This window comes from Thalassotalea euphylliae, from assembly GCF_003390335.1.
GTDB lineage: Bacteria > Pseudomonadota > Gammaproteobacteria > Enterobacterales > Alteromonadaceae > Thalassotalea_F > Thalassotalea_F euphylliae_B.
In genome coordinates this window covers 2,062,296-2,082,091 of record NZ_QUOU01000001.1, presented here as the reverse complement: position 1 = coordinate 2,082,091, position 19,796 = coordinate 2,062,296, and the positions used below count along the sequence as shown (strand labels likewise).

General features: G+C 43.2%; 13 protein-coding genes and 6 tRNA genes. 7 read left to right on the top strand and 12 right to left on the bottom strand.

Annotation, left to right across the window (positions count from 1 at the left end; genetic code table 11):
• Window positions 1-23: 23 nt before the first annotated feature.
• Window positions 24-803 carry a class II glutamine amidotransferase gene (locus DXX93_RS09160; protein WP_116007833.1) on the bottom strand — a complete coding sequence of 260 codons (780 nt, stop codon included), beginning with the start codon at window positions 801-803 and terminating at the stop codon, window positions 24-26.
• Between the two features lie 182 nt (window positions 804-985).
• Between DXX93_RS09160 and fadE the strand changes: the two genes are divergently transcribed.
• Window positions 986-3,448 (top strand): acyl-CoA dehydrogenase FadE, encoded by a 2,463-nt coding sequence (gene fadE / locus DXX93_RS09155; protein ID WP_181902178.1) that lies wholly within the window; start codon window positions 986-988, stop codon window positions 3,446-3,448.
• Between the two features lie 257 nt (window positions 3,449-3,705).
• Window positions 3,706-4,650 (top strand): acyltransferase, encoded by a 945-nt coding sequence (locus DXX93_RS09150; RefSeq protein ID WP_116007832.1) that lies wholly within the window; start codon window positions 3,706-3,708, stop codon window positions 4,648-4,650.
• Between the two features lie 264 nt (window positions 4,651-4,914).
• Here the strand turns inward: DXX93_RS09150 and DXX93_RS09145 are convergent, their stop codons facing one another.
• A complete protein-coding gene (locus DXX93_RS09145; RefSeq protein ID WP_116007831.1) occupies window positions 4,915-6,948 on the bottom strand; it encodes a methyl-accepting chemotaxis protein in 2,034 nt (677 codons plus the stop codon).
• A 303-nt stretch (window positions 6,949-7,251) separates the two neighbouring features.
• On the opposite strand from DXX93_RS09145, the gene DXX93_RS09135 reads away from it, so the two are divergent.
• Window positions 7,252-8,281 (top strand): IS630 family transposase gene (locus DXX93_RS09135; protein WP_441351376.1). Its coding sequence is split into 2 segments (ribosomal slippage): window positions 7,252-7,710 and window positions 7,712-8,281, totalling 1,029 coding nucleotides; the frame shifts between segments, so codons are not numbered across the junction.
• A gap of 227 nt (window positions 8,282-8,508) precedes the next feature.
• Here DXX93_RS09135 and DXX93_RS09130 read toward each other — a convergent pair.
• From DXX93_RS09130 to dnaQ, 8 genes are all read right to left on the bottom strand, one after another.
• A tRNA-Asp gene (locus DXX93_RS09130) sits at window positions 8,509-8,585 on the bottom strand.
• Between the two features lie 116 nt (window positions 8,586-8,701).
• A tRNA-Asp gene (locus DXX93_RS09125) sits at window positions 8,702-8,778 on the bottom strand.
• Window positions 8,779-8,848: 70 nt separating this feature from the next.
• Window positions 8,849-8,925 (bottom strand) — tRNA-Asp (locus tag DXX93_RS09120).
• A 59-nt stretch (window positions 8,926-8,984) separates the two neighbouring features.
• Window positions 8,985-9,061, bottom strand: a tRNA-Asp gene (locus tag DXX93_RS09115).
• A 53-nt stretch (window positions 9,062-9,114) separates the two neighbouring features.
• Window positions 9,115-9,191, bottom strand: a tRNA-Asp gene (locus DXX93_RS09110).
• 28 nt (window positions 9,192-9,219) lie between these two features.
• Window positions 9,220-9,296, bottom strand: a tRNA-Asp gene (locus DXX93_RS09105).
• Between the two features lie 155 nt (window positions 9,297-9,451).
• The gene (locus tag DXX93_RS09100; protein WP_116007828.1) at window positions 9,452-10,900 is read right to left on the bottom strand and encodes a TIGR03503 family protein; all 1,449 of its coding nucleotides are present in this window, start codon (window positions 10,898-10,900) and stop codon (window positions 9,452-9,454) included.
• Window positions 10,888-11,613 carry a DNA polymerase III subunit epsilon gene (gene dnaQ, locus DXX93_RS09095; protein WP_116007827.1) on the bottom strand — a complete coding sequence of 242 codons (726 nt, stop codon included), beginning with the start codon at window positions 11,611-11,613 and terminating at the stop codon, window positions 10,888-10,890. The genes DXX93_RS09100 and dnaQ overlap by 13 nt, the downstream gene beginning before the upstream one ends.
• Window positions 11,614-11,815: 202 nt before the next feature.
• Here dnaQ and rnhA point away from each other — a divergent pair, with 202 nt between their 5' ends.
• On the top strand, window positions 11,816-12,280 hold the full coding sequence (rnhA, locus tag DXX93_RS09090) for a ribonuclease HI (RefSeq protein WP_116007826.1): 465 nt from the start codon (window positions 11,816-11,818) through the stop codon (window positions 12,278-12,280).
• Between the two features lie 124 nt (window positions 12,281-12,404).
• Here the strand turns inward: rnhA and DXX93_RS09085 are convergent, their stop codons facing one another.
• Both DXX93_RS09085 and DXX93_RS09080 read right to left on the bottom strand, forming a co-directional pair.
• Window positions 12,405-12,893, bottom strand: coding sequence for a DUF2919 family protein (locus DXX93_RS09085; RefSeq protein WP_116007825.1), 489 nt, complete (start codon window positions 12,891-12,893; stop codon window positions 12,405-12,407).
• 6 nt (window positions 12,894-12,899) lie between these two features.
• Window positions 12,900-13,697, bottom strand: coding sequence for a DUF599 domain-containing protein (locus DXX93_RS09080; protein WP_116007824.1), 798 nt, complete (start codon window positions 13,695-13,697; stop codon window positions 12,900-12,902).
• A 244-nt stretch (window positions 13,698-13,941) separates the two neighbouring features.
• On the opposite strand from DXX93_RS09080, the gene DXX93_RS09075 reads away from it, so the two are divergent.
• The 3 genes from DXX93_RS09075 to DXX93_RS09065 all read left to right on the top strand — a co-directional run bounded on the left by DXX93_RS09075 (window position 13,942) and on the right by DXX93_RS09065 (window position 19,793).
• Window positions 13,942-16,254 (top strand): carbohydrate binding family 9 domain-containing protein, encoded by a 2,313-nt coding sequence (locus DXX93_RS09075; protein WP_116007823.1) that lies wholly within the window; start codon window positions 13,942-13,944, stop codon window positions 16,252-16,254.
• 127 nt (window positions 16,255-16,381) lie between these two features.
• On the top strand, window positions 16,382-17,167 hold the full coding sequence (locus DXX93_RS09070) for a substrate-binding periplasmic protein (protein WP_181902177.1): 786 nt from the start codon (window positions 16,382-16,384) through the stop codon (window positions 17,165-17,167).
• Between the two features lie 667 nt (window positions 17,168-17,834).
• Window positions 17,835-19,793, top strand: coding sequence for a serine/threonine protein kinase (locus DXX93_RS09065; RefSeq protein WP_116007821.1), 1,959 nt, complete (start codon window positions 17,835-17,837; stop codon window positions 19,791-19,793).
• The last annotated feature ends 3 nt before the right edge of the window (window positions 19,794-19,796 follow it).

Below are 19,796 nucleotides of genomic sequence, written 5' to 3'. Positions count from 1 at the left end.
CTTGTTTACTAGGTTTAACAGCCTCACACAGAGCTTAAAACACAAATTCCTTTGTTAAACAGTTGCCATTGCCCGGCAGCCATTTTGTGCCATTGCTCATTATTGGTTAACGGCTGAGTCGCAATGACAGTGACAACATCTGAATGACTGGTTTCTTGTTTAAAGTCGACAACGACTTCCGCATCAATCAGCTGCGCTTGACCAAATGGCGCTTTGCGTGTGATCCAATGCAAATTATTCGAGCAGAATGCAAATAGATGCTCACCATCCGATAAGATTAAATTAAAGACGCCCAACTGATTTATTTGACTCGCGTGCTTGGCAATAAATTCGTACAGCGTTTGGGTATCAGGTTCATCACGGCCAAACTCAATATAAAGCTTGTCAAGTATCCAACAAAAAGCGTGTTCACTGTCCGTTGTACCAACGGGAATGTGATGCTCAACGGCGAGCTTTTCGCTAAACGATTTAAGCTGACCATTGTGGGCATAAGTCCAATTTTTGCCCCATAACTGTCGGATAAATGGGTGAGTATTTTCCAAACACACCGCACCAGAATTGGCTTGTCTGATATGGCAAATTACCGATTCACTTTTGATGGGGTAATCAGTCACTAACTCAGCGATTTTAGATTCAGCACTTGGTTTGGGATCTTTAAAACTGCGACAACCTTTTCCTTCATAAAAAGTAATGCCCCAGCCATCTTTATGCGGGCCGGTATTGCCGCCGCGTTGCATTAAACCGGTAAAACTGAAACAAATATCGGTTGGTACATTGGCACTCATGGCCAGTAATTCACACATAGGTTAAGTGTTCACCTTTTTCGTACTACTGCTGTGATTGACGTAAAAATACTGCGTTTCATTAAACGGATCACTCGATTTTTACTATTTATTTACTATTTAGGGTACAAATATATTTGAATTTTTTTCATCTACGAGCTAATCTTTAGTGGTCTGACCTCTTAAAAAAGTAAGGAAAGTAAGTGGAAACTTTAATTTGGTTTGCCAGCGCAATAGCACTAAGCTGGTTTATGGCTTATACCCGAGCCGCTCTGACTACCTACACCTTAGTATTCGGTATACTCATGGTGGTAGGCTCTGTATTTAACGTTGTTTCTCTTGTTGGCTGGTTAATCTTTGCCGCCATCGCTTTACCATTGAACATGACAAGCTTCAGAAAGGAATACATCAGTAAGCCTTTGCTGAAAATGTTTAAAGGTATTATGCCAGAAATGTCTCGTACCGAAAAAGAAGCAATTGATGCTGGTACAACATGGTTTGAAGCGGACTTATTCCGCGGTAACCCAGATTGGCAGAAACTTCACAATTTCCCTAAGCCGCGTTTGTCAGCTGAAGAACAGGCATTCTTGGATGGCCCTGTTGAGCAAGTTTGTAAAATGGTGGATGACTGGGATACCACACACGATCGCGCCGACCTATCGCCAGAGATTTGGCAATACCTAAAAGACAACAAGTTCTTTGCGATGATCATCAAAAAAGAATTTGGTGGTTTGGAATTCAGCGCCTATGCACAGTCTCGCGTGTTACAAAAACTAACGGGTGCAAGTTCAGTACTTGCCAGTACCGTTGGTGTTCCTAACTCTTTAGGCCCAGGTGAGCTATTGCAGCACTACGGCACTAAAGAACAACAAGACTACTACTTACCTCGCCTAGTTAATGGCCAAGAAATTCCGTGTTTTGCGTTAACCAGTCCGGAAGCTGGCTCTGATGCAGGCTCAATTCCTGATTTTGGTATTGTTTGCAAAGGCGAATTTGACGGCGAAGAAGTACTAGGCATGAAGCTAACATGGGACAAGCGTTACATTACACTTGCACCTGTAGCTACCGTACTTGGCCTTGCTTTTAAGTTGTACGATCCAGATGGATTAATCGGTGAAGAAGAAGATTTAGGTATCACCTGTGCCCTGATCCCTACAGATCTTGACGGTGTGATTACTGGTCGTCGTCACTTCCCACTTAACGTGCCGTTCCAAAATGGCCCGACACAAGGTGAAGAAGTTTTTGTACCACTTGATTACATTATCGGTGGCCCGAAAATGGCTGGTCAAGGCTGGCGTATGCTAGTTGAATGTTTGTCTGTCGGCCGTGCTATTACCTTACCTTCAAACAGTGCTGGTGGCGTGAAATCTATCGCCCTAGCGTCAGGTGCATACAGCCGAATTCGTCGCCAATTCAAGTTACCAATTGGTAAGATGGAAGGTATCGAAGAAGCGCTTGCTCGCATTGGTGGTAACGCTTACTTGATGGACGCTGTGACGACAATGTCAACAGGCGGTATTGATCTTGGTGAGAAGCCTTCGGTGATCTCTGCTATCGCGAAATATCACTTAACTGAGAAAATGCGTGCGTCAGTTACCGATGCGATGGATATTCACGGTGGTAAAGGCGTATGTATGGGGCCAAGCAACTACCTTGCACGCGGCTACCAAGGTGCACCAGTTGCGATCACCGTAGAAGGTGCCAACATCTTAACCCGTAACATGATTATTTACGGTCAAGGTGCCATTCGCTGTCATCCCTATGTACTAGCAGAATTAGAGGCTGCTGGTAACAGTGACTTTAAACAAGCATTAGACGATTTCGATCACGCTTTATTCGGTCACATTGGTTTTGCAACCAGTAACATCTTCCGTAGCTTGTGGATGTCATTAACCGGTTCGCGTTTTGTTAAGTCACCATACAGCGATGGCACTCGTCGTTACTACCAGTTGCTAACGCGTTTTAGCTCGAACTTAGCCATGTTATCTGACATTGCGATGTTGACACTAGGCGGCGACTTAAAACGTCGTGAGCGTATCTCAGCGCGCTTAGGTGATATTCTGAGCCACTTGTACTTAGCATCGGCAACCTTGAAGCGCTTTAACGATGAAGGTCGTCAATCTGCTGACTTCCCTGTGCTGCAATGGGCTGTTGAAGATAGCTTATACCAAACACAAGTGGCAATTGACGAGCTCATTAGCAACTTCCCTAACAAAGCAGTTGGTATCGCCTTACGTGCTATTATCTTACCGTTAGGTAGTTGGTTAACTAAGCCATCTGACAAGGTTGATCACGCTGTTGCGCGAATTTTACAAACGCCATGTGAAACTCGTAACCGTATCGGTGAAGGCCAATACTTAACGCGTGAGCCAGAGAATGTCATTGGTATGCTTGAGCAAACGCTTGACGATATTCTTGCCGCTGAGCCGATTTACGATAAAGTCTGTCGCGCCATTGGAAAGAAATTGCCTTTCTATCGCTTGAATGAAGTTGCTGAGCAAGGTTTAGCAGCGAATGCTATTACTGAAAGCGAAGCTGAGCACCTACGTAAAACTGAAATTGGACGTAAAGCGGTAATCGATGTTGATGATTTCGATCCTATGTATTTAGCGGCTGATAAGTCACTACTTACGGATATCGAACAGAAACAAGAACACGCAGCGTAAGCGCTCAATATGCAAATTGAAAAAACCTGCTCTGGCAGGTTTTTTTATGTCTAGCGTTTAACCATGTCGCAGCTAACGCTATGTTAAATAATAAAATTATATAGATAACCTGTAATTTCAGCGTACATTTGTGACAAACATAACAGTTCCAGCACACATTAAATGACGGTAAGATGTCATTTTTATGAATAAATTCAGGGGATTCCTTGAACTGCAATGTCTACCAAGTGTTTGCCTAGGTAGATAAAGGAGAGAAAATGCTATCTGGATTGCCAAGTGTTGTGTTAATGCCCGTTGCTTTCTTATTATTTTGTCTAAATCTAGCGTTTAACGGCACGCTAGTTTTTCTTGGTGGTTTATTAAAAACCCTCATCCCTGTAAAGGCGTTCCATCAACTGTTGTATTGTCCAATGCACACCTTTTATCGTTTGTGGACATACAACAACACACTGATTTTACGCTTAGTCAACCGCTCAGAATGGGAAATTAAAGGGGCAGAAAATCTTAGTAAAGACGCCTGGTACTTGATATTGGCAAATCACCAAAGCTGGCTAGACATTTTAGTCATTGCCGAAGTTGCCCGCCAACACACACCTGAGCCTAAATTTTTTCTCAAAGAATCATTAAAGAAAATCCCGTTTTTGGGGATGGCGTGCTGGGCGCTAGATATGCCCTTTATGAAGCGTTACAGCAAAGCCTTTGTCGCGAAAAATCCACACTTGAAAGGTCAAGATATCGAAACCACAAAAAAATCTTGCCAGTCTTTTCGCGATCATCCAACAACCATCATTAACTTTGTTGAAGGCACGCGCTTTACAAAGCGCAAACATGAACGCCAGCAAAGCCCATTTCGCTATTTACTCAAACCTAAAGCCGGTGGCATTGCATTCACTTTGGCCACACTGGGTGAGCAATTTGATAAGGTACTCAACATAACGGTGCTCTACCCTGATAATCCCGGTCACGTGATGAAGGACATGCTTAAAGGAAAGCTGGGAAAAGTGATTGTTCACATAGAGGCAATTGACATTAACCAAGCACTGATCGGTGATTATTTTGAAGATCCAGAGTTTAAGGCCCATTTCCAAGAATGGCTGAACCAGCAGTGGCTAGATAAAGATCAGTTGATTCATCGACTATATTGCCAACAAGAGCAAGAAGAGGCACTAAAAAATCAAATTAGCCCACACCAGTCAACCTAAACAAATAACCTAAGCGGGCCACCTAAGTAATTAGCGTTAATATACTCAGTTTAAAAATACACAAATACACTAGGTATAGTTGGTAACCCTGTTTAGCTGAATTAGCTCGACAAGGCTAAACTTCTGCAGCTAAACATTCTTAGTTATGAAACAGCAGATAAGGCAGGCAGCAAATGCACTTGCCTTATCTGAAATAGTTCAACTTTCGCCTACTGCTAGCAACCCGGTATAAACAGGCAGCCAGCACATTAACAATTTATCGCCCTATTTGGTCGTAAACTGTGCTAACGAGGTTTTTAATTGCTCTGCCAAGCTGTTTAGCTCTTTCGCTGAATCAAGTACTTGCGAGGCTTTAGTATCTGAAGATTCAGCAATTTGATTAACCTCCTGTTGGCGCCCTGCCATTTCGTCCGTTAGCTGAGATTGCTCAGTAACCGCAACGGATATCGATGTAAGCTCACCGCTCATTTGCTCAACCATCGCAGAGATATTGGCTAATAATTCGTTGCTTTCTGTCGCCTTATCTTTAGTTATATCCATATCCGTTAGCACCACAGACATCCCCTTCGCTGCAACTTGTGTGGCTGACAAAAATGACGCCACTAACGGTTCAATTTCGTCTGTTGATTCTTGGGTGCGCTTAGCTAAACTTCTCACTTCATCCGCGACGACGCTAAAGCCACGCCCTTGTTCGCCCGCTCTCGCCGCTTCAATTGCTGCATTCAATGCAAGTAAGTTTGTTTGATCTGCGATCCCACGAATTAATTCAACAGCTTGCGTAATTCCATAAACGTTAGCGTTTAACTCATCTATAGATTGCGCAACATCGTTAATGCGCAGCGTTGTATTATCTGCAGATTTCATCAGTTCAGCCATATGCGCAGAAGAAGCTTTTGATGCGTCATCTATATGTTGCGCATTATCGGCTGCACTATTGACATTTTCGGCCACTTCTTTATAGGAATTAGACATTTCTTCGATGCCGGAAGCCGTTTGATACGACTCACCTGAGAGTTGATTTGATGTCACTCGCTGTGATTCAGCGTTATCATATACACTAACGCTAATTGCATTGACGCTATCGCCAATAGTAGAGGCTCCATTAACTAGCGCTCTCAATGAAGCGACAGTGTTAACCATACTTGCTTCAATGCGATCAACTTCGTTTTTCGAATTGTCATGCTGTACGGCTAAGCCATGATTAACTAAGTCGCCAGCGCCAATAATTTCTATTTTGTCAGTCAACAACTGCAGAGGAAGTAATAATCGCTTTGACAAATAAACGATAATTAGAATGACGGCTAACACCCCAAAGATATAGGTCACCATAAGGCGCCAAGCCATTTCATCGGCAGCAGCAGTAAACTCGCTTTCGTAAGTGCCACCAGCGACAATCCACCCCCACTCTTTTGCATAAGCAAATTCAACGTGTTTGTAACTAACCTCCCCACTACCGTTATCCCAAAGGTAGCGAAAACTGCCTTGCTTGTCGTCGACTAACTGTTGGAAAGGTTGCTGGCCATCAGGGGTTTTGGTGTTAACCAAATCACTTCCCACAGCTAGCGTTGGGTGGTATACCACGTCTCCGCTGTTGTTGATGACATAAAGATAGCCAGTATCGCCAATATTAACAGCAGCAAGCGCATTAAAGGCCTGTTCTATACTTGCGGAAACATCTACGCCGACAAATAACACAGCAATAACTTCGCCATTAACAACAACAGGGTCGTATTGTGTCAGGAAGTGTTTGCCGAACAAATTGGCATAACCGACATAAGACTTACCGCTTAGTATGGTCTGATAACCCATGTGATCTTTACTTAGCCAAGTACCGTATGCTCGTTCACCTGAATTCGTTTTCAGGGAGGTGCTCACTCGAAGAAAGCCGCCTTTAACCCTTTGAAATACGGTGGCAGGTACATCCCATCGCTTGGTAAATGCGTCTAGCTTAGTAAAATCATTGGTAATAGCTGTGCCATCATTGAGGAGCATAGGCACATCAATACCAGCAATTCGCGCTGTGCTCTGCCGATCGAAAGTAAACTCTCCATCGAATTCTGTTCTTAACTCTCGCGCAAATTTATGCACTACAGGTGTCAAGGCATTATATGGCGTACTGAGAAGCGATGTCGTGGTGTTTACTTCTTCACGTAGTGTTTTTTGTTCAACTGCCAATAAGGCACTTGCTGATTGTGTTATTGAAATATAACCGGCAACGATAACCAGTAACACAATGGCGATAGTGGTTGCAACGGCTAATTGAAGCGTCAGAGAAAGTCTGGAAAATTTGGTAAGCATAAATATCCTATAAAAAGCTGGAGATGGTCAGAAATGCTAGGCAATATATTTAGCTTATTAATTGATTGCAATCATAAATAACGTTTTAATTACGAACCATCATCAACATTAACAACAGGTTAACTATTGAAAAAACTGGTTAACATTGACGTTCAAATATTCATCTAAAAATACTGAGCGGAATAAGTATTCAGTTAGCTTTAATGATGAATTGTAAAAACTCAGTCGATAGATTTGTTCACTAATACCAATTGAAATAAACATGTGATCTAATAGCCATGACTTTTCAACCAGTAGATCAGCATGCATCACCCAACAGAATTAAAAAAGCTCGCCCAACAAGAAAGTAACGCGAGAGTCCGAATGAGGTTGCTCGCCATTTATCACTTTTCACTTGGTCAAAATAGAGCGCAAATAGCTCAATTACTCGGTGTTGCTCGAGGCAGCGTTAATAAATGGGTTAACAGCTACCTATCGGCAGGGCTTAAAGGGCTGCAATCCAAAGTAAACAAGGGGAGACCCTCCAAACTCTCACAAGCGCAACTGAATCAGCTGTCAGCATTTGTGTTGTCCCATGCAGAAAAAAACAGTGGCGGTAGACTGATTGGGGAAGATATTCAACAGTTCATTGCTCAAGAATTTGATGTGACTTATTCACTACGCAATATCTATCACCTGCTCCATGCGCTCGGCTTTAGTTGGATAACGAGCCGCTCCAAGCATCCTAAGCAATCCGAACAAGCCCAAGCGGTTTTTAAAAACCTTCCGACTGGAAACGATCCTTAACACCCCATGGCATGTCCAGCCCGAAGACGTTGATGTGTGGTTCCAAGATGAGGCTCGTTTTGGCCAGCAAAATCAAGTAACAAGAACGTGGGCGAAAAAAGGAAGTCGTCCACGGGCGGTTAAACAACAGCAGTTTGACTACGGCTATTTATTTGGTGCTGTTTGCCCTTCGACAGGCCAAACCGAAGCGCTAATTACGCCGCTCGTCAATAAAGCGATGATGACAGAGCACTTGTCTCAAATATCCAAAGCTACACCTCAGGGTAGACATGCGGTGGTTATCATTGATGGTGCGGGGTGGCATACAATGGATACAGCTAGTCCATTTTCTAATCTTACGCTAATCAAGTTGCCACCCTATTCACCAGAGCTAAACCCAATTGAGCAAGTGTGGCAATGGTTACGCCAGCACTGTTTATCTAATCGTGTATTCAGCGGGTTTGATGAAATAGTAGAACAAGTCTCAGTGGCCTGGAATACATTCATTTCGGATATTGATAGGGTGAAAAAACTCTGTACTCGCGATTGGATCAAGGTGGTCAGATAATTATTTCAATTGGTATAAGCAGAATTTGAGCAAAGCGTTGTTATTAAGTAACCGATGTTCAAAGAAGAAGCCGTTGGTGAGCGTGCTAATACCAATATGAGTAAGTATTAAATAAAACTGCGACAAGATAGCTATTTATTAAAGCTAATTTAAAGGACTAAACTGTGATGAGTGCGAACTTAGCGCTTTTATTATTTTCGAAAGGAAAAACAAGATTGAGTAAATAGTGGCGGAGTGGACGGGACTCGAACCCGCGACCCCCGGCGTGACAGGCCGGTATTCTAACCAACTGAACTACCACTCCGCAGTATTTACTATTTAGGCATTCGTATTTAAAAGAACTTAAATAAAACAGCCTGAAATAAATTTTGTATTCAACAAATGTATTGTTTCTTACTGTCGCTTATAAATTAAGAATATTGGCGGAGTGGACGGGACTCGAACCCGCGACCCCCGGCGTGACAGGCCGGTATTCTAACCAACTGAACTACCACTCCGCAGTGCTTAACCTAAGGTTAAATATTTTACTATTCTTAATATTCAAAACGTTAATTCAAGATAAAGAGTTGGCGGAGTGGACGGGACTCGAACCCGCGACCCCCGGCGTGACAGGCCGGTATTCTAACCAACTGAACTACCACTCCGCAGCATGACTTACCGATTAACCGGTAAGATTTTCTTTATTTGAATTCACCTAACGACTTGGCGGAGTGGACGGGACTCGAACCCGCGACCCCCGGCGTGACAGGCCGGTATTCTAACCAACTGAACTACCACTCCGCATTTAGCTATATGCTACGTCGCTAAAATGAAGATTGATTTATTGCATTAAGTGGCGGAGTGGACGGGACTCGAACCCGCGACCCCCGGCGTGACAGGCCGGTATTCTAACCAACTGAACTACCACTCCGCAGTTAATACAAAACAGGATTTTAAATTGGCGGAGTGGACGGGACTCGAACCCGCGACCCCCGGCGTGACAGGCCGGTATTCTAACCAACTGAACTACCACTCCGCGTTTAAAACTCTGCTAATCAACAACATCTCGTTGAATGCGGAGCGAATATTACGGATATGATTCCTATCCGTCAACCACTTTTTTGAGATTATTTTCTAAGTGGACATTTGCCGAACAATAAGATCGAAATACCAGCAAAAACCTGTGATTTTCTAGCTTTTTTCCAACGCTTTAGCGTTTTTCCTGCGGCGTAAAAAAGCGAAAATGCCATAACCAAGTGCCGCAATGATTAAAATAATGCCATTGCCAATACCAATAAATAGCAAGGTTTCTTTTTCTTCTTGCGCTTTAATCGCGGCCTGCTCTTGTTTAAGTATCTCTAGCTCTTCTTCAATGGACAATTTTTCTTCGACGACACTACCTGTTAGCTGATCAAGCTCCTCTTGGCTAAGTTCAATGATCTCACCTTGTTCATTTACTGTTGCCACCAGCTCATTTGGATCGCGCTCAACATTAAACGAAAAGTCAGGAACAACTAATCTAAACTCCCTGCCGTTTTTGGTTTCACCAAACGCACTGATGTTGACGCGGTGAACACCTGGCTCGGTATAACTAATTTCATGTATCCGACTTTTACCAACCCCTTCCATGATTGAAAAAGCTTCGACTTGTTTATCAGGAAACGTGACTTTGCCTTGGAACACCATGCTATCGACGTCGACCAGCTGGTCGTCAATGGCAATATTGAGCAGGTGTTTACTTTGCGCATCCATCGTCGGCTCGGCACTGAGCGTGATCGGATTAGTATGCACAATTACTGGCTGCTGTCTTAGCTCTCGACTCGCCATGGGTAGCTTAATGAAATAAAGTGGTATCCATTCACCTGGCGAGAAGGTCAATTCAAACTCGCCAGTAAAAACACCATCGTCTGCGTATTCATCCAAATTTCGGCCATCATCGCGAAACGAAGTTAACTTAATTGGCTCTGCGCCAAAATTGTCATATGCCGAGTTGTTGGTACTGAAAAAATCAACATCTAAACGAACCACATCTTTAAATGCTGGGTTATCGATAGCTAATTCACCATTATAGAGTTTACCCGTTAGCTTGATGGTTTCTCCTGACAATAAAACACTAGGCAGCGGATCCACTTCAATGCGAACTTGAGACATAACCATAATATGGCTGCCAGTTTGAATTTGCCCTATCGCCTGCCAAGGCCCCGGCATAGGGTTTTTCATTTTAACCATGTCAAAGGTGCGATCGTCATACCAATCCACTTGTTCTCTGTCGTGCTGGTTTACTTTTATTTTGCTGCCGTCAGGGCGAACGAGAATAACGGGCGGCGAACCGGGTTGGCGGTAAAAAAGCAGGGTAACTTCGTCAACTTGTGCATCAATGCGAAAGCGATTATCGAAATACGGTATCTGATTCGTGACATTATCTGCGTCATAATAATCAATTTTAGGGCTCGGCTTGTTTAGCATCGACGGTTGCTTAGCCATGCTGTTAGTTGCGGTGGGTTGACGTTCAATGTCTGTCGTTGCAGTTGTTGCCTGTTCGACTGGCGCTGTGTTTTGTGCCGTCTGTGCCAAACCCGCAAGTGATGAAGTGCTCATCACCAGCACACCAGCACTCAACAACCGGCTTATTTTAACCATAGTGGTGCACTTCCTTTTTGCTCAACTACATCAAGCCTTTCTTGATGTGCTAACAATTCATCGGCAGAAGCGCGCACAATCTTTAGCGGCGATCGGTTTTCCGCCAATCGACGAATGCCACCCGCTTGATCATTACCATCCCCCTCATCTGCATTTAAATTAAACACCTCTTGCTTACGCGTCATTTCGATGTAGACGTAAGCCAATAACTGGGCATCGATCAATGCCCCGTGATAGGTACGGTCAATGAGTTTATCGACACGATAGTGCTTAGCGAGAAAATCTAGCGTTTTAGGAGAGCCAAACTCGTCTTTGGAGACTTTCAAGGTATCGGTTACCGTACAAATGTCATCTGTCATCGGCAACCCAGCATTGACCATGCCAAACTCATGATCCATAAAGCCAACATCGAATCGCGCATTGTGAATGACTAATTCGGCACCGCGAATAAAGTCGATAAACTCTTGGGCAACTTGATTAAACAGCGGCTTGTCCGCCAAGAATTCATTGGTCAAGCCGTGAACGTCAATAACTTCCTGCTCCATTTGGAACATAGGGTTAATATAGGCATGATAGGTGCGCCCCGTTAGCTGACGGTTGATCATTTCAACACAACCTATTTCAACAATACGATGGCCCTCTTTGGGATTAATACCGGTTGTTTCGGTATCCAGTACGATTAAACGTTCTTCTTGCTTAGCTGGGTTTGACACTTAACACCTTTGATTACAGCGCGCCTGCGTAAATTCACTGGCATAATGAAGGAGCTTCATAGGATAATAAAAACTTGATAATAAAAACAGTACAATAAAGTACAAGCACCATTATTGAGTGTTAATGAACAGCGGCGAGTTTGCTTAAACATCTAGTTTGATGGGACTCAATATCGGCAAAAAGTTTAAAAGGCAGTAGTTAATGCAAAAGCATGTTTATATTTATACCGACGGCTCATGTCTCGGTAACCCTGGCCCAGGTGGCTATGGTGCGCTACTCATCTACAAAGCGCACAAAAAAGAATTGTCACAAGGCTATCAACAAACCACGAATAATCGCATGGAGCTATTAGCGCCCATCAAGGCGCTTGAGTCACTAAAAGAAAGTTGCAAAGTCACCATTACTACCGATAGCCAATATGTGCGCCAAGGTATCACCAACTGGATTCACAACTGGCTTAAAAACAACTGGAAAACGGCGAGTAAGCAGCCCGTAAAGAATGTTGACTTATGGAAGCAATTGCACGCCGAAGTGCAACGCCACGAAATCGAATGGAAATGGGTAAAAGGCCATTCCGGTCACCCTGAAAATGAGCGCTGCGACGAGCTTGCACGCACCGCAGCCGAAGGGAAAAATTTAATCATTGATCAAGGATTTGGCAATTAAGCAATTCATGTTCAAGCCCTTCAATGCCTTACTGACTCAGAACCTAAAGAATTAACTGCCTCACAGCTTGAATACCTCAATATTGTAGAAACTCAGCGTTTTGGCACTTGCACCGCTACCCGTCTTATTTTTCTGGTAGCGGCTCAGGAAACTCCGCCAGATTCAATTTCAAGCGTTTACTGCGCAAACACAGTAGCGCCACACACAAAGCCAACGCTAGCTGAATTAACATGGTTGCAAGGTCAGTGAGTTGCCACCAATAAAAGCCCGCAAAAATAATAAGGCTATCTATAATAAGTGCAACGATAATAACGTTAAGCGTATAAGGCCAAGCGCGTTTAACCCAGCCACTGGCATTGGGGCGCCGTAAACTCACGAGTAATACGACCAACAATCCCAAACTACCTGATGCTAAATTCAAATAAAACAACTTAGGATCTGGATAAATTGACTGGATAACCCCCACGCGATCATTAAAGTTGGTCACCGACATCATCCACACTAAGTAGCCGCGCAGCAAGAATGCCAAGGCGAGATATATTGTTTTAGAAAGTTTGACACAATCAAAACGATCGAAATCACTGACGCTGTAGTGTTTAAATTGCTCTACCACAGTGTTTTAGCCGCCTTTCTTTGGAGACACAGTTGAAGGTATCGTATGTGCAGGTTTAATCGATGCCTTGGTTTGATTAATCCCATCACTTTGCTTCTGCTCTCGTTCAACCCATAACAAATCTTGTGCAACAGTAATTGCCCTGACGGCTTTTGACTTAAATTCGCGAATATACAAGGTATAAACCACCACCAAACTCGCCAGCGCAAACAACAGCGGATGGAAAAACCAACAAATAGCCGCTAACGAAAAGTAATATGAGCGCAGTCCATAGTTATACGAGTGCGCCGCCTGATCTTGTACCACCGCCATCTGCTTGGCGTATTGTTTTAAATTGGGGTTAGTTCCGGCTAAATCAATAGGTGCAGCGCCAATCATGACATTCAAAAAACCATATTGACGCATTGACCAAGTAAAATGGAAAAACGCGACGACAAAAATAAAAGCAAGCAAGGCCAATTTCAGTTGAATGGCTAAATGGTTAGAGTGATCGGCGAAAGGCAGTGAAGCAATCACCTCTTCGAGCTTTTCGATTTGCGCAAACAAAGTCAAAATACCCGCAATGACCAACAGTGAGGTTGACGCAAAAAAAGCGATATTGCGCTCTAAGTTCGCCAGCAAAGCGGCCTCGCCAACACGTACATCACGAGTCATTAACTCATACATCCAATGAATTCGATGCTGATGTAAACACCGCGCGATACAGTTCGTTGTTTTAGCTTGGCGCCGAGCAAACATAGTGTAGCCCGCCCAGCAAAGCACAAAGATAGCAATTGCGGAAATGTCAAACCAACTAAATGGCATAAATGAGCGCTCCTAAGTTACGCCAATGGAATTTATCACAAGTGAGCTTATACCAATCGAACTTATGCATCATTTGCTGACCAGCCCTATTCCTATTAACAACTTGCAAGATTAATAAGGTGTGGATAATACCATGTGAAGTAGGTGTAAAGCATTTGTAAACTTAGATTTGTTTACTTCACTGCATTCTGACACAATAACCGCCCGATAAAACAACAATAATATATTATTCAAAGGCTTTTAGATGTTTGCCTACGGCTGTAAAGGACTCACTGTCGCACTTTTATGTTACTCATTTCTTTCACTCGCAGACCCTTTTATACAGCAAGCTAAACAAACGCTTGATATTCCTTTTAGTGATTTAACTGCCAATATCGATGGCGATTTAAGCGACCCTATTTGGCAACAGGCAAAAGTGATTGTGCTTGATAATGTGACTAGCCCTTATGAAAACACGCCAAGTCCCGTAAAAACAGAAGCTTGGGTCATTGATAACGGCAAATCACTGTTAGTTGCATTCAAAGCTTACGATCCCAACCCCAGTCAAATGATCAGCTCTATTGGCGAGCGCGATACTAAATGGTTTGACGATGTCGTGGGCGTTATTATCGACCCACTGAATAACCGCCGATTGAGTTATAACTTTTTTGTTAACCCATACGGCGTACAAAACGATGAAACGTTTAACGAAATTACCGGACAACCTAACGAACTCTGGGATGGTATCTGGCAGTCATATGGCAAGGTAACGGAATTTGGCTACCAAGTTGAAATGGAAATCCCCTATCAAATTCTCAATTTTGATCAGCAAGAAACCATTCAACATTGGCCGTTTGAGCTTGTCCGCATTTACCCAAGAGCTCAACGTTTGCGTATCTCAAACGTAAAACTAGACCGAGACAACGCCTGTTGGCTTTGCCAATACCCGATGGCGACGGGGTTTGAACACGCCCAAATTGGTCGCAATTTACAAATCACCCCTGCACTTGTCGCCAGTTATGATCAGCAAAGAGACATTTATGACGAACAAGCTGATTGGCAAGAGGAAACAGATATTGAGGCAAGCCTTGATTTACGTTGGGGCATTACCCCAAAAACTCTGCTAAATGCGACTTTAAACCCTGATTTTTCCACCGTAGAAGCCGATGCTGGCCAATTAAAAGTTAACAATACGTTTTCATTGTTTTTCGACGAGAAGCGCAGCTTTTTTCTGGAAAACCAACACTATTTTGAGAGTATTACCAATTTAGTGTACACCCGAAATATTGCCGATCCTGATTACGGTGCAAAATTAACGGGCAGTGAAGGTGCCCACAATTTTGGCGCCTTTATCAGCCATGACGAAGAAACCAATTTTATTCTATCGGGGAATTTGAGTGCGCGTATCGCCTCGCTCAATACACAAAGCCACTCTGGTGCACTGCGTTATTTATATGACATTAATCAGGATATCACCTTAGGCGTGATTTCAACGTTTCGCCAAGCCGATGACTATCACAACTATGTGACGGGTATCGACGGTAGTTACCGCCTAAATGGGGCTAATTCCATAAAGCTCCAGTGGTTAACCAGTGATACTGAATACCCTGAGAACTTGTTTAACGATTTTTGCGGTGTTAACTGTTTGCCTAACGAACAAGTGCTGCGCAGCCGCAAAGACGGCAGTTTTTCTGATAAGGCATATCAAATAAAGTATTTACACAACTCTGAGTACTGGACATTCGATGCCCAAAGGCAATGGTTTGGCGACGACTTTAGAGCGGATCTTGGCTTTATTAATCGCGTCGATTACGTCAACGATCATATCAATATTACGCGCAATTTTTACCAAGACGAAAACGCGCTTTGGTCAACAATAGAACTTGGCAGTAAGTATGCCATTCAACACAATGAAAATGGCGAGCTTATCAACCAAGAACAATCATTTTATGTGTTCGCTGACGGCCCATTGTTATCCAGAGTGGAGCTTATCTACGCAGACGCGAATAAAGTGGGGCTGCGTCAAAACGATGCCAGCCTTGCAATTGATGGCAACACCGAGAGATTTAATGAGCGGCAGTGGCGCTTTTTTGGCCAGCTTAGACCTGATAATAAAACCTACCTTTCGCTCAACGGCACACTTGGCGAGAAAATAGATTATGACAACAATCGTTTAGGGGATATTACCGAGCTGGTTGGTAACCTTACTTGGCATCCTACTGCGCATATAGAGCTTGATTTGTACTACACCTATAGCGAGCTAGATGCTCAAGGCGAAAATGTTTTTACCGCTAACTTAACAGATCTTCGCTTGCGCTATTACTTTGATGTCCAAAGCTCACTAAAGCTTAGCCTTGTTTACCGCGATATAGATTACAACCCCGAAAACAATCCGCTTTCGTTCTTCACCGAGCAAGAGCGCGGGTTGGCAACACAACTGATTTACGCCTACAAGTTAAATCCGCATACGGTATTTTTCTTGGGTTATTCTGATAACAGTTTTGAAGATGATTTTATCGGTTCGCTAAAACAAGACAGGCGTACAATATTTACTAAAATAAGTTACGCTTGGCGTTAACCATCAGCCTGTGGCTTTTACACGTATTTTCAGTGCTTGCTACAGATGATTTTATGACTTGCTGACTGAAAAAAATTCAGTTTTATGGAAAAAGAGAGACGCTAGCATGTGCAAAGGAGTTAGAACAATGGGTATATTTACACGCTTATTGTTGTTTGCGTTTTGTCTAAGCTCGGCAAACTTACATGGTGCGAATTTAGTCATTGCTTCTGATGATGCCCCGCCCCATATGATTGCCCGAACAAACAGTGGTATTGACTTGGATATCGTGAGCCAAGTATTAACGAGCCTTGGATATAACCTGAGCTATACCTACGCCCCCTTGCACCGTGCTAAACAAATGGTAATAAGCGGTAAAGCCGATGTCATTGTGCCTACGTTTTACCAGCAAGATAACGAACAACTCTATTTTTCGGCGCCGATCATTGACTATAAGCCGACCATATTTTCACGGCGAAAAGACAGTCTAAATATAAATGATTTTAATGACTTAGCCCACTATTCCGTAATTTCTTTTCAAGGGGCAACGGGCTATTTTGGCCAAGCTTATGAACAAGCCGTATCGAAAACTAACTATCGTGAACTACACGATATGTCAAAATTCCCGGCCTTGTTATTGTCTAAACGTACCGATATTGTGGTACTCGATTACTACATTTTTTATTACTACTTAAATACTATAATCGGTAATGAAGGCGATACTGGCGTGATGTCTCGCCACCAAGCAACTAACTACTTAATACAAAGCCACCCGTTAATACCTCCAGTGAGCGCCTACGCGGCATTTTACTCAAAAGCACTAAGAGATGAATTTAATCGCGCACTGGCTCAGTTTATCAACACCAAGCAATACGAAAAAATCATCAACAGTTATTTATTTTCCACCCGTCCCGACATACAAACGTTGAAATAGCGGTCATTTCGCCAAATCGAAATGAAATGGCAGCTTGTTATTAATATGCTATCAATGGCGTCAATCATATTCACTGGCATCATGTTAAACGGCACAACAACCCCACTTTCAGCTTCTCAAGTACCATTATTTCCTTTGCTGTTCTAGAATTACATTTAATACCTATTGAAATAACTACTTAATCATTCAGCGAGAATTAAAAGGCTTAGAGACACAGGTTATATGCTCCATGCATAACCTAAGTACCTACATCCATGTAGGCAAGGCATTGATTGCAGAGAATGGTTATTCCACTTTTTGCATGGAAAGCAAAATCAATAACGCCGCATATGAGCCTTTTAAACTCGCCCTTTGGGAGCGTGTCAGCGTCGCGATAACTGCGCCAAATTGATGAGATGTAGAATAACTATATCAACAAAAATTTGGCTTGTTCTCCCACCGCTGACATCGCTCTGAATTGATCAATTAATTAATTTCAACTGGTATAACGATAACTTGCTCAAAACAGAGCTGTACACATTGTAACTCGCCAATTAAAGCTGTTATGTGCGTGCTGACCAATAACCAGTTTTAGCGATTTTTTATCAACGGTTTTCCGCTGTTTATTGAAAACTCCAGCTCAGCGCTGATATGCGTTAACGGAATTAACAGTATTGCAGGCAAGAACATGAATAAAAATATTGGACGCTACAAAGTTATTTCAACCATTGGCTCTGGAGCTATGGCGAATGTATACAAGGCCCACGACCCACAAATCAATCGCACCTTAGCGATAAAAGTACTCAAACCTGAACATGCGAGTAATGAAGAATACCGGTTTAGGTTTGTGCGCGAAGCAAAAGCCGCTGGCGTACTAGTCCACCCAAATATTGTCACTGTGTACGACGTTGGCGAGGAAGACCAACACCCCTATATGGTGATGGAGTTACTCGAAGGTAAAATGCTTGAAGACTACATGGAAGATGAGTTTGAGTTTCAACTAGAAGATATTATCAATATTGGCATTCAACTGGCAGAAGCATTAGATTACTCCCATCAAAAAGGTGTTGTGCACCGAGATATCAAGCCTTCCAATATCATTTATGTCAAAGAGTGCTCGCAAGTACGCATTACCGATTTTGGTATTGCCCATTTAGACGAAACACAAAATACAAAGTTAACCCAAGTCGGTATGGTGTTAGGCACCCCGCAATACATGTCGCCAGAGCAAATTAAGGGAGAAGCGGTCGATGGTCGCTCTGATTTGTTTTCAGTTGGGGTGATTTTATACCAGTTACTCGCAAACGAACGTCCGTTTACTGCCAATACCCTTGCTACCTTGTTTATGGAGATCATCAATAAAACGCCACCACCGTTAGAAACCGTGAGACCCCACCTGCCCAGTAAACTCTATGGCGTGATAGAAAAACTCCTTCATAAGCAGCCTGATAAGCGGTTTCAAACGGGTGGTGATTTGGCCGAAGCGCTAAAAAAAGCCCACAAGCAATTGTCTAGCTCTGAAGACACTATGAGTAGCCGCTATGCCATCAAGCTCTTACTCGCTTGGTTAACGAGTCAGACTAAGTATTACAGCTACTTAGTGGCCCGTGGATTAACCAATAAAATAGATTTCTTAATGACCAAACTTGGCAAAGAAAGCACTAATTGGTCACAGCAGATTAAAAAAACGGCAAAAACCTTAGATCATAAGGTCGAGCAAAAGAAAAAACTCTGTGAAGAGCATCGTCAGCATTTAAAAATTCCACTCAAACTCAAATGGCTTGCCGTAATGACGATTGGCGTCAGTATCACGCTGACTCTGGCCAGTTCAATTGTCTATCACGCGCAACTCAATTCAATGCGACACTTTATTCTGGATTCGGGAAGTTCACTGGCGAAGCTGTTGGCAACGGAGAGCGCCTTGCCAGTGTTGAGTGAAGACTGGATAAACATCAAGACGATTGTCGACAGCCTGCAAAACAATCAGGAATTTATGTATCTCTATATTCTTGATCATAGAGGCATTTTACGTGGCAGTTTTGATATCGACCAGCTCGGGCAACCATTTGAATTTAAGAATTTACCACCGCAATCACAGCCTTATGCCAATACCATCATTAGAGACTGGCAGTCACATGAGTCCGGTGCCGTTTTTGATTTTGAAGCCGCAATTACGTTTCAAAACAAAAAAGTAGGCACTGTGCACTTGGGGCTAAGCCAAGCGCCACTCTCATCTGCTGCCAATGTCACCATGTGGATGATGTTACTTTTGTTCGTCGTCACCACACTATCAGTGATCATCGTCACTTACCTACTGATCAAAAGGATCACGACATCCATCGAGCAAATTGACGAAGCAATCGTCAATGTCATTGAAGGCAACTATGAAACGGTTGATGAAAGCGCCCGTGTCGATGAATTTGGCGTGTTAGCAAGTAATTTAAACAAGCTCATTGTCAAGATTGACACCCTCAGCCCCGCACCCGACAAAGAACCAAAAACTGTCGCCCCCTCCAGCACGCCAGATAGCGATAAAACCATAGTGAAAGTGGCACATACTGAGCAGCTGATACAAGATACAGACGAAACCGTGATCATGACCAGTAATCACGGCGCTGAGCCAAAGTCAACGAGCGTAGAAAAGTAGGTA

Coding starts and splice junctions, on each gene's coding strand:
- DXX93_RS09160 (WP_116007833.1), bottom strand. CDS start 803: ATGTGTGAATTACTGGCCATGAGTGCCAATGTACCAACCGATATTTGT.
- DXX93_RS09150 (WP_116007832.1), top strand. CDS start 3,706: ATGCTATCTGGATTGCCAAGTGTTGTGTTAATGCCCGTTGCTTTCTTA.
- DXX93_RS09145 (WP_116007831.1), bottom strand. CDS start 6,948: ATGCTTACCAAATTTTCCAGACTTTCTCTGACGCTTCAATTAGCCGTT.
- DXX93_RS09100 (WP_116007828.1), bottom strand. CDS start 10,900: ATGGTTAAAATAAGCCGGTTGTTGAGTGCTGGTGTGCTGGTGATGAGC.
- rnhA (WP_116007826.1), top strand. CDS start 11,816: ATGCAAAAGCATGTTTATATTTATACCGACGGCTCATGTCTCGGTAAC.
- DXX93_RS09080 (WP_116007824.1), bottom strand. CDS start 13,697: ATGCCATTTAGTTGGTTTGACATTTCCGCAATTGCTATCTTTGTGCTT.
- DXX93_RS09075 (WP_116007823.1), top strand. CDS start 13,942: ATGTTTGCCTACGGCTGTAAAGGACTCACTGTCGCACTTTTATGTTAC.
- DXX93_RS09070 (WP_181902177.1), top strand. CDS start 16,382: ATGGGTATATTTACACGCTTATTGTTGTTTGCGTTTTGTCTAAGCTCG.
- DXX93_RS09065 (WP_116007821.1), top strand. CDS start 17,835: ATGAATAAAAATATTGGACGCTACAAAGTTATTTCAACCATTGGCTCT.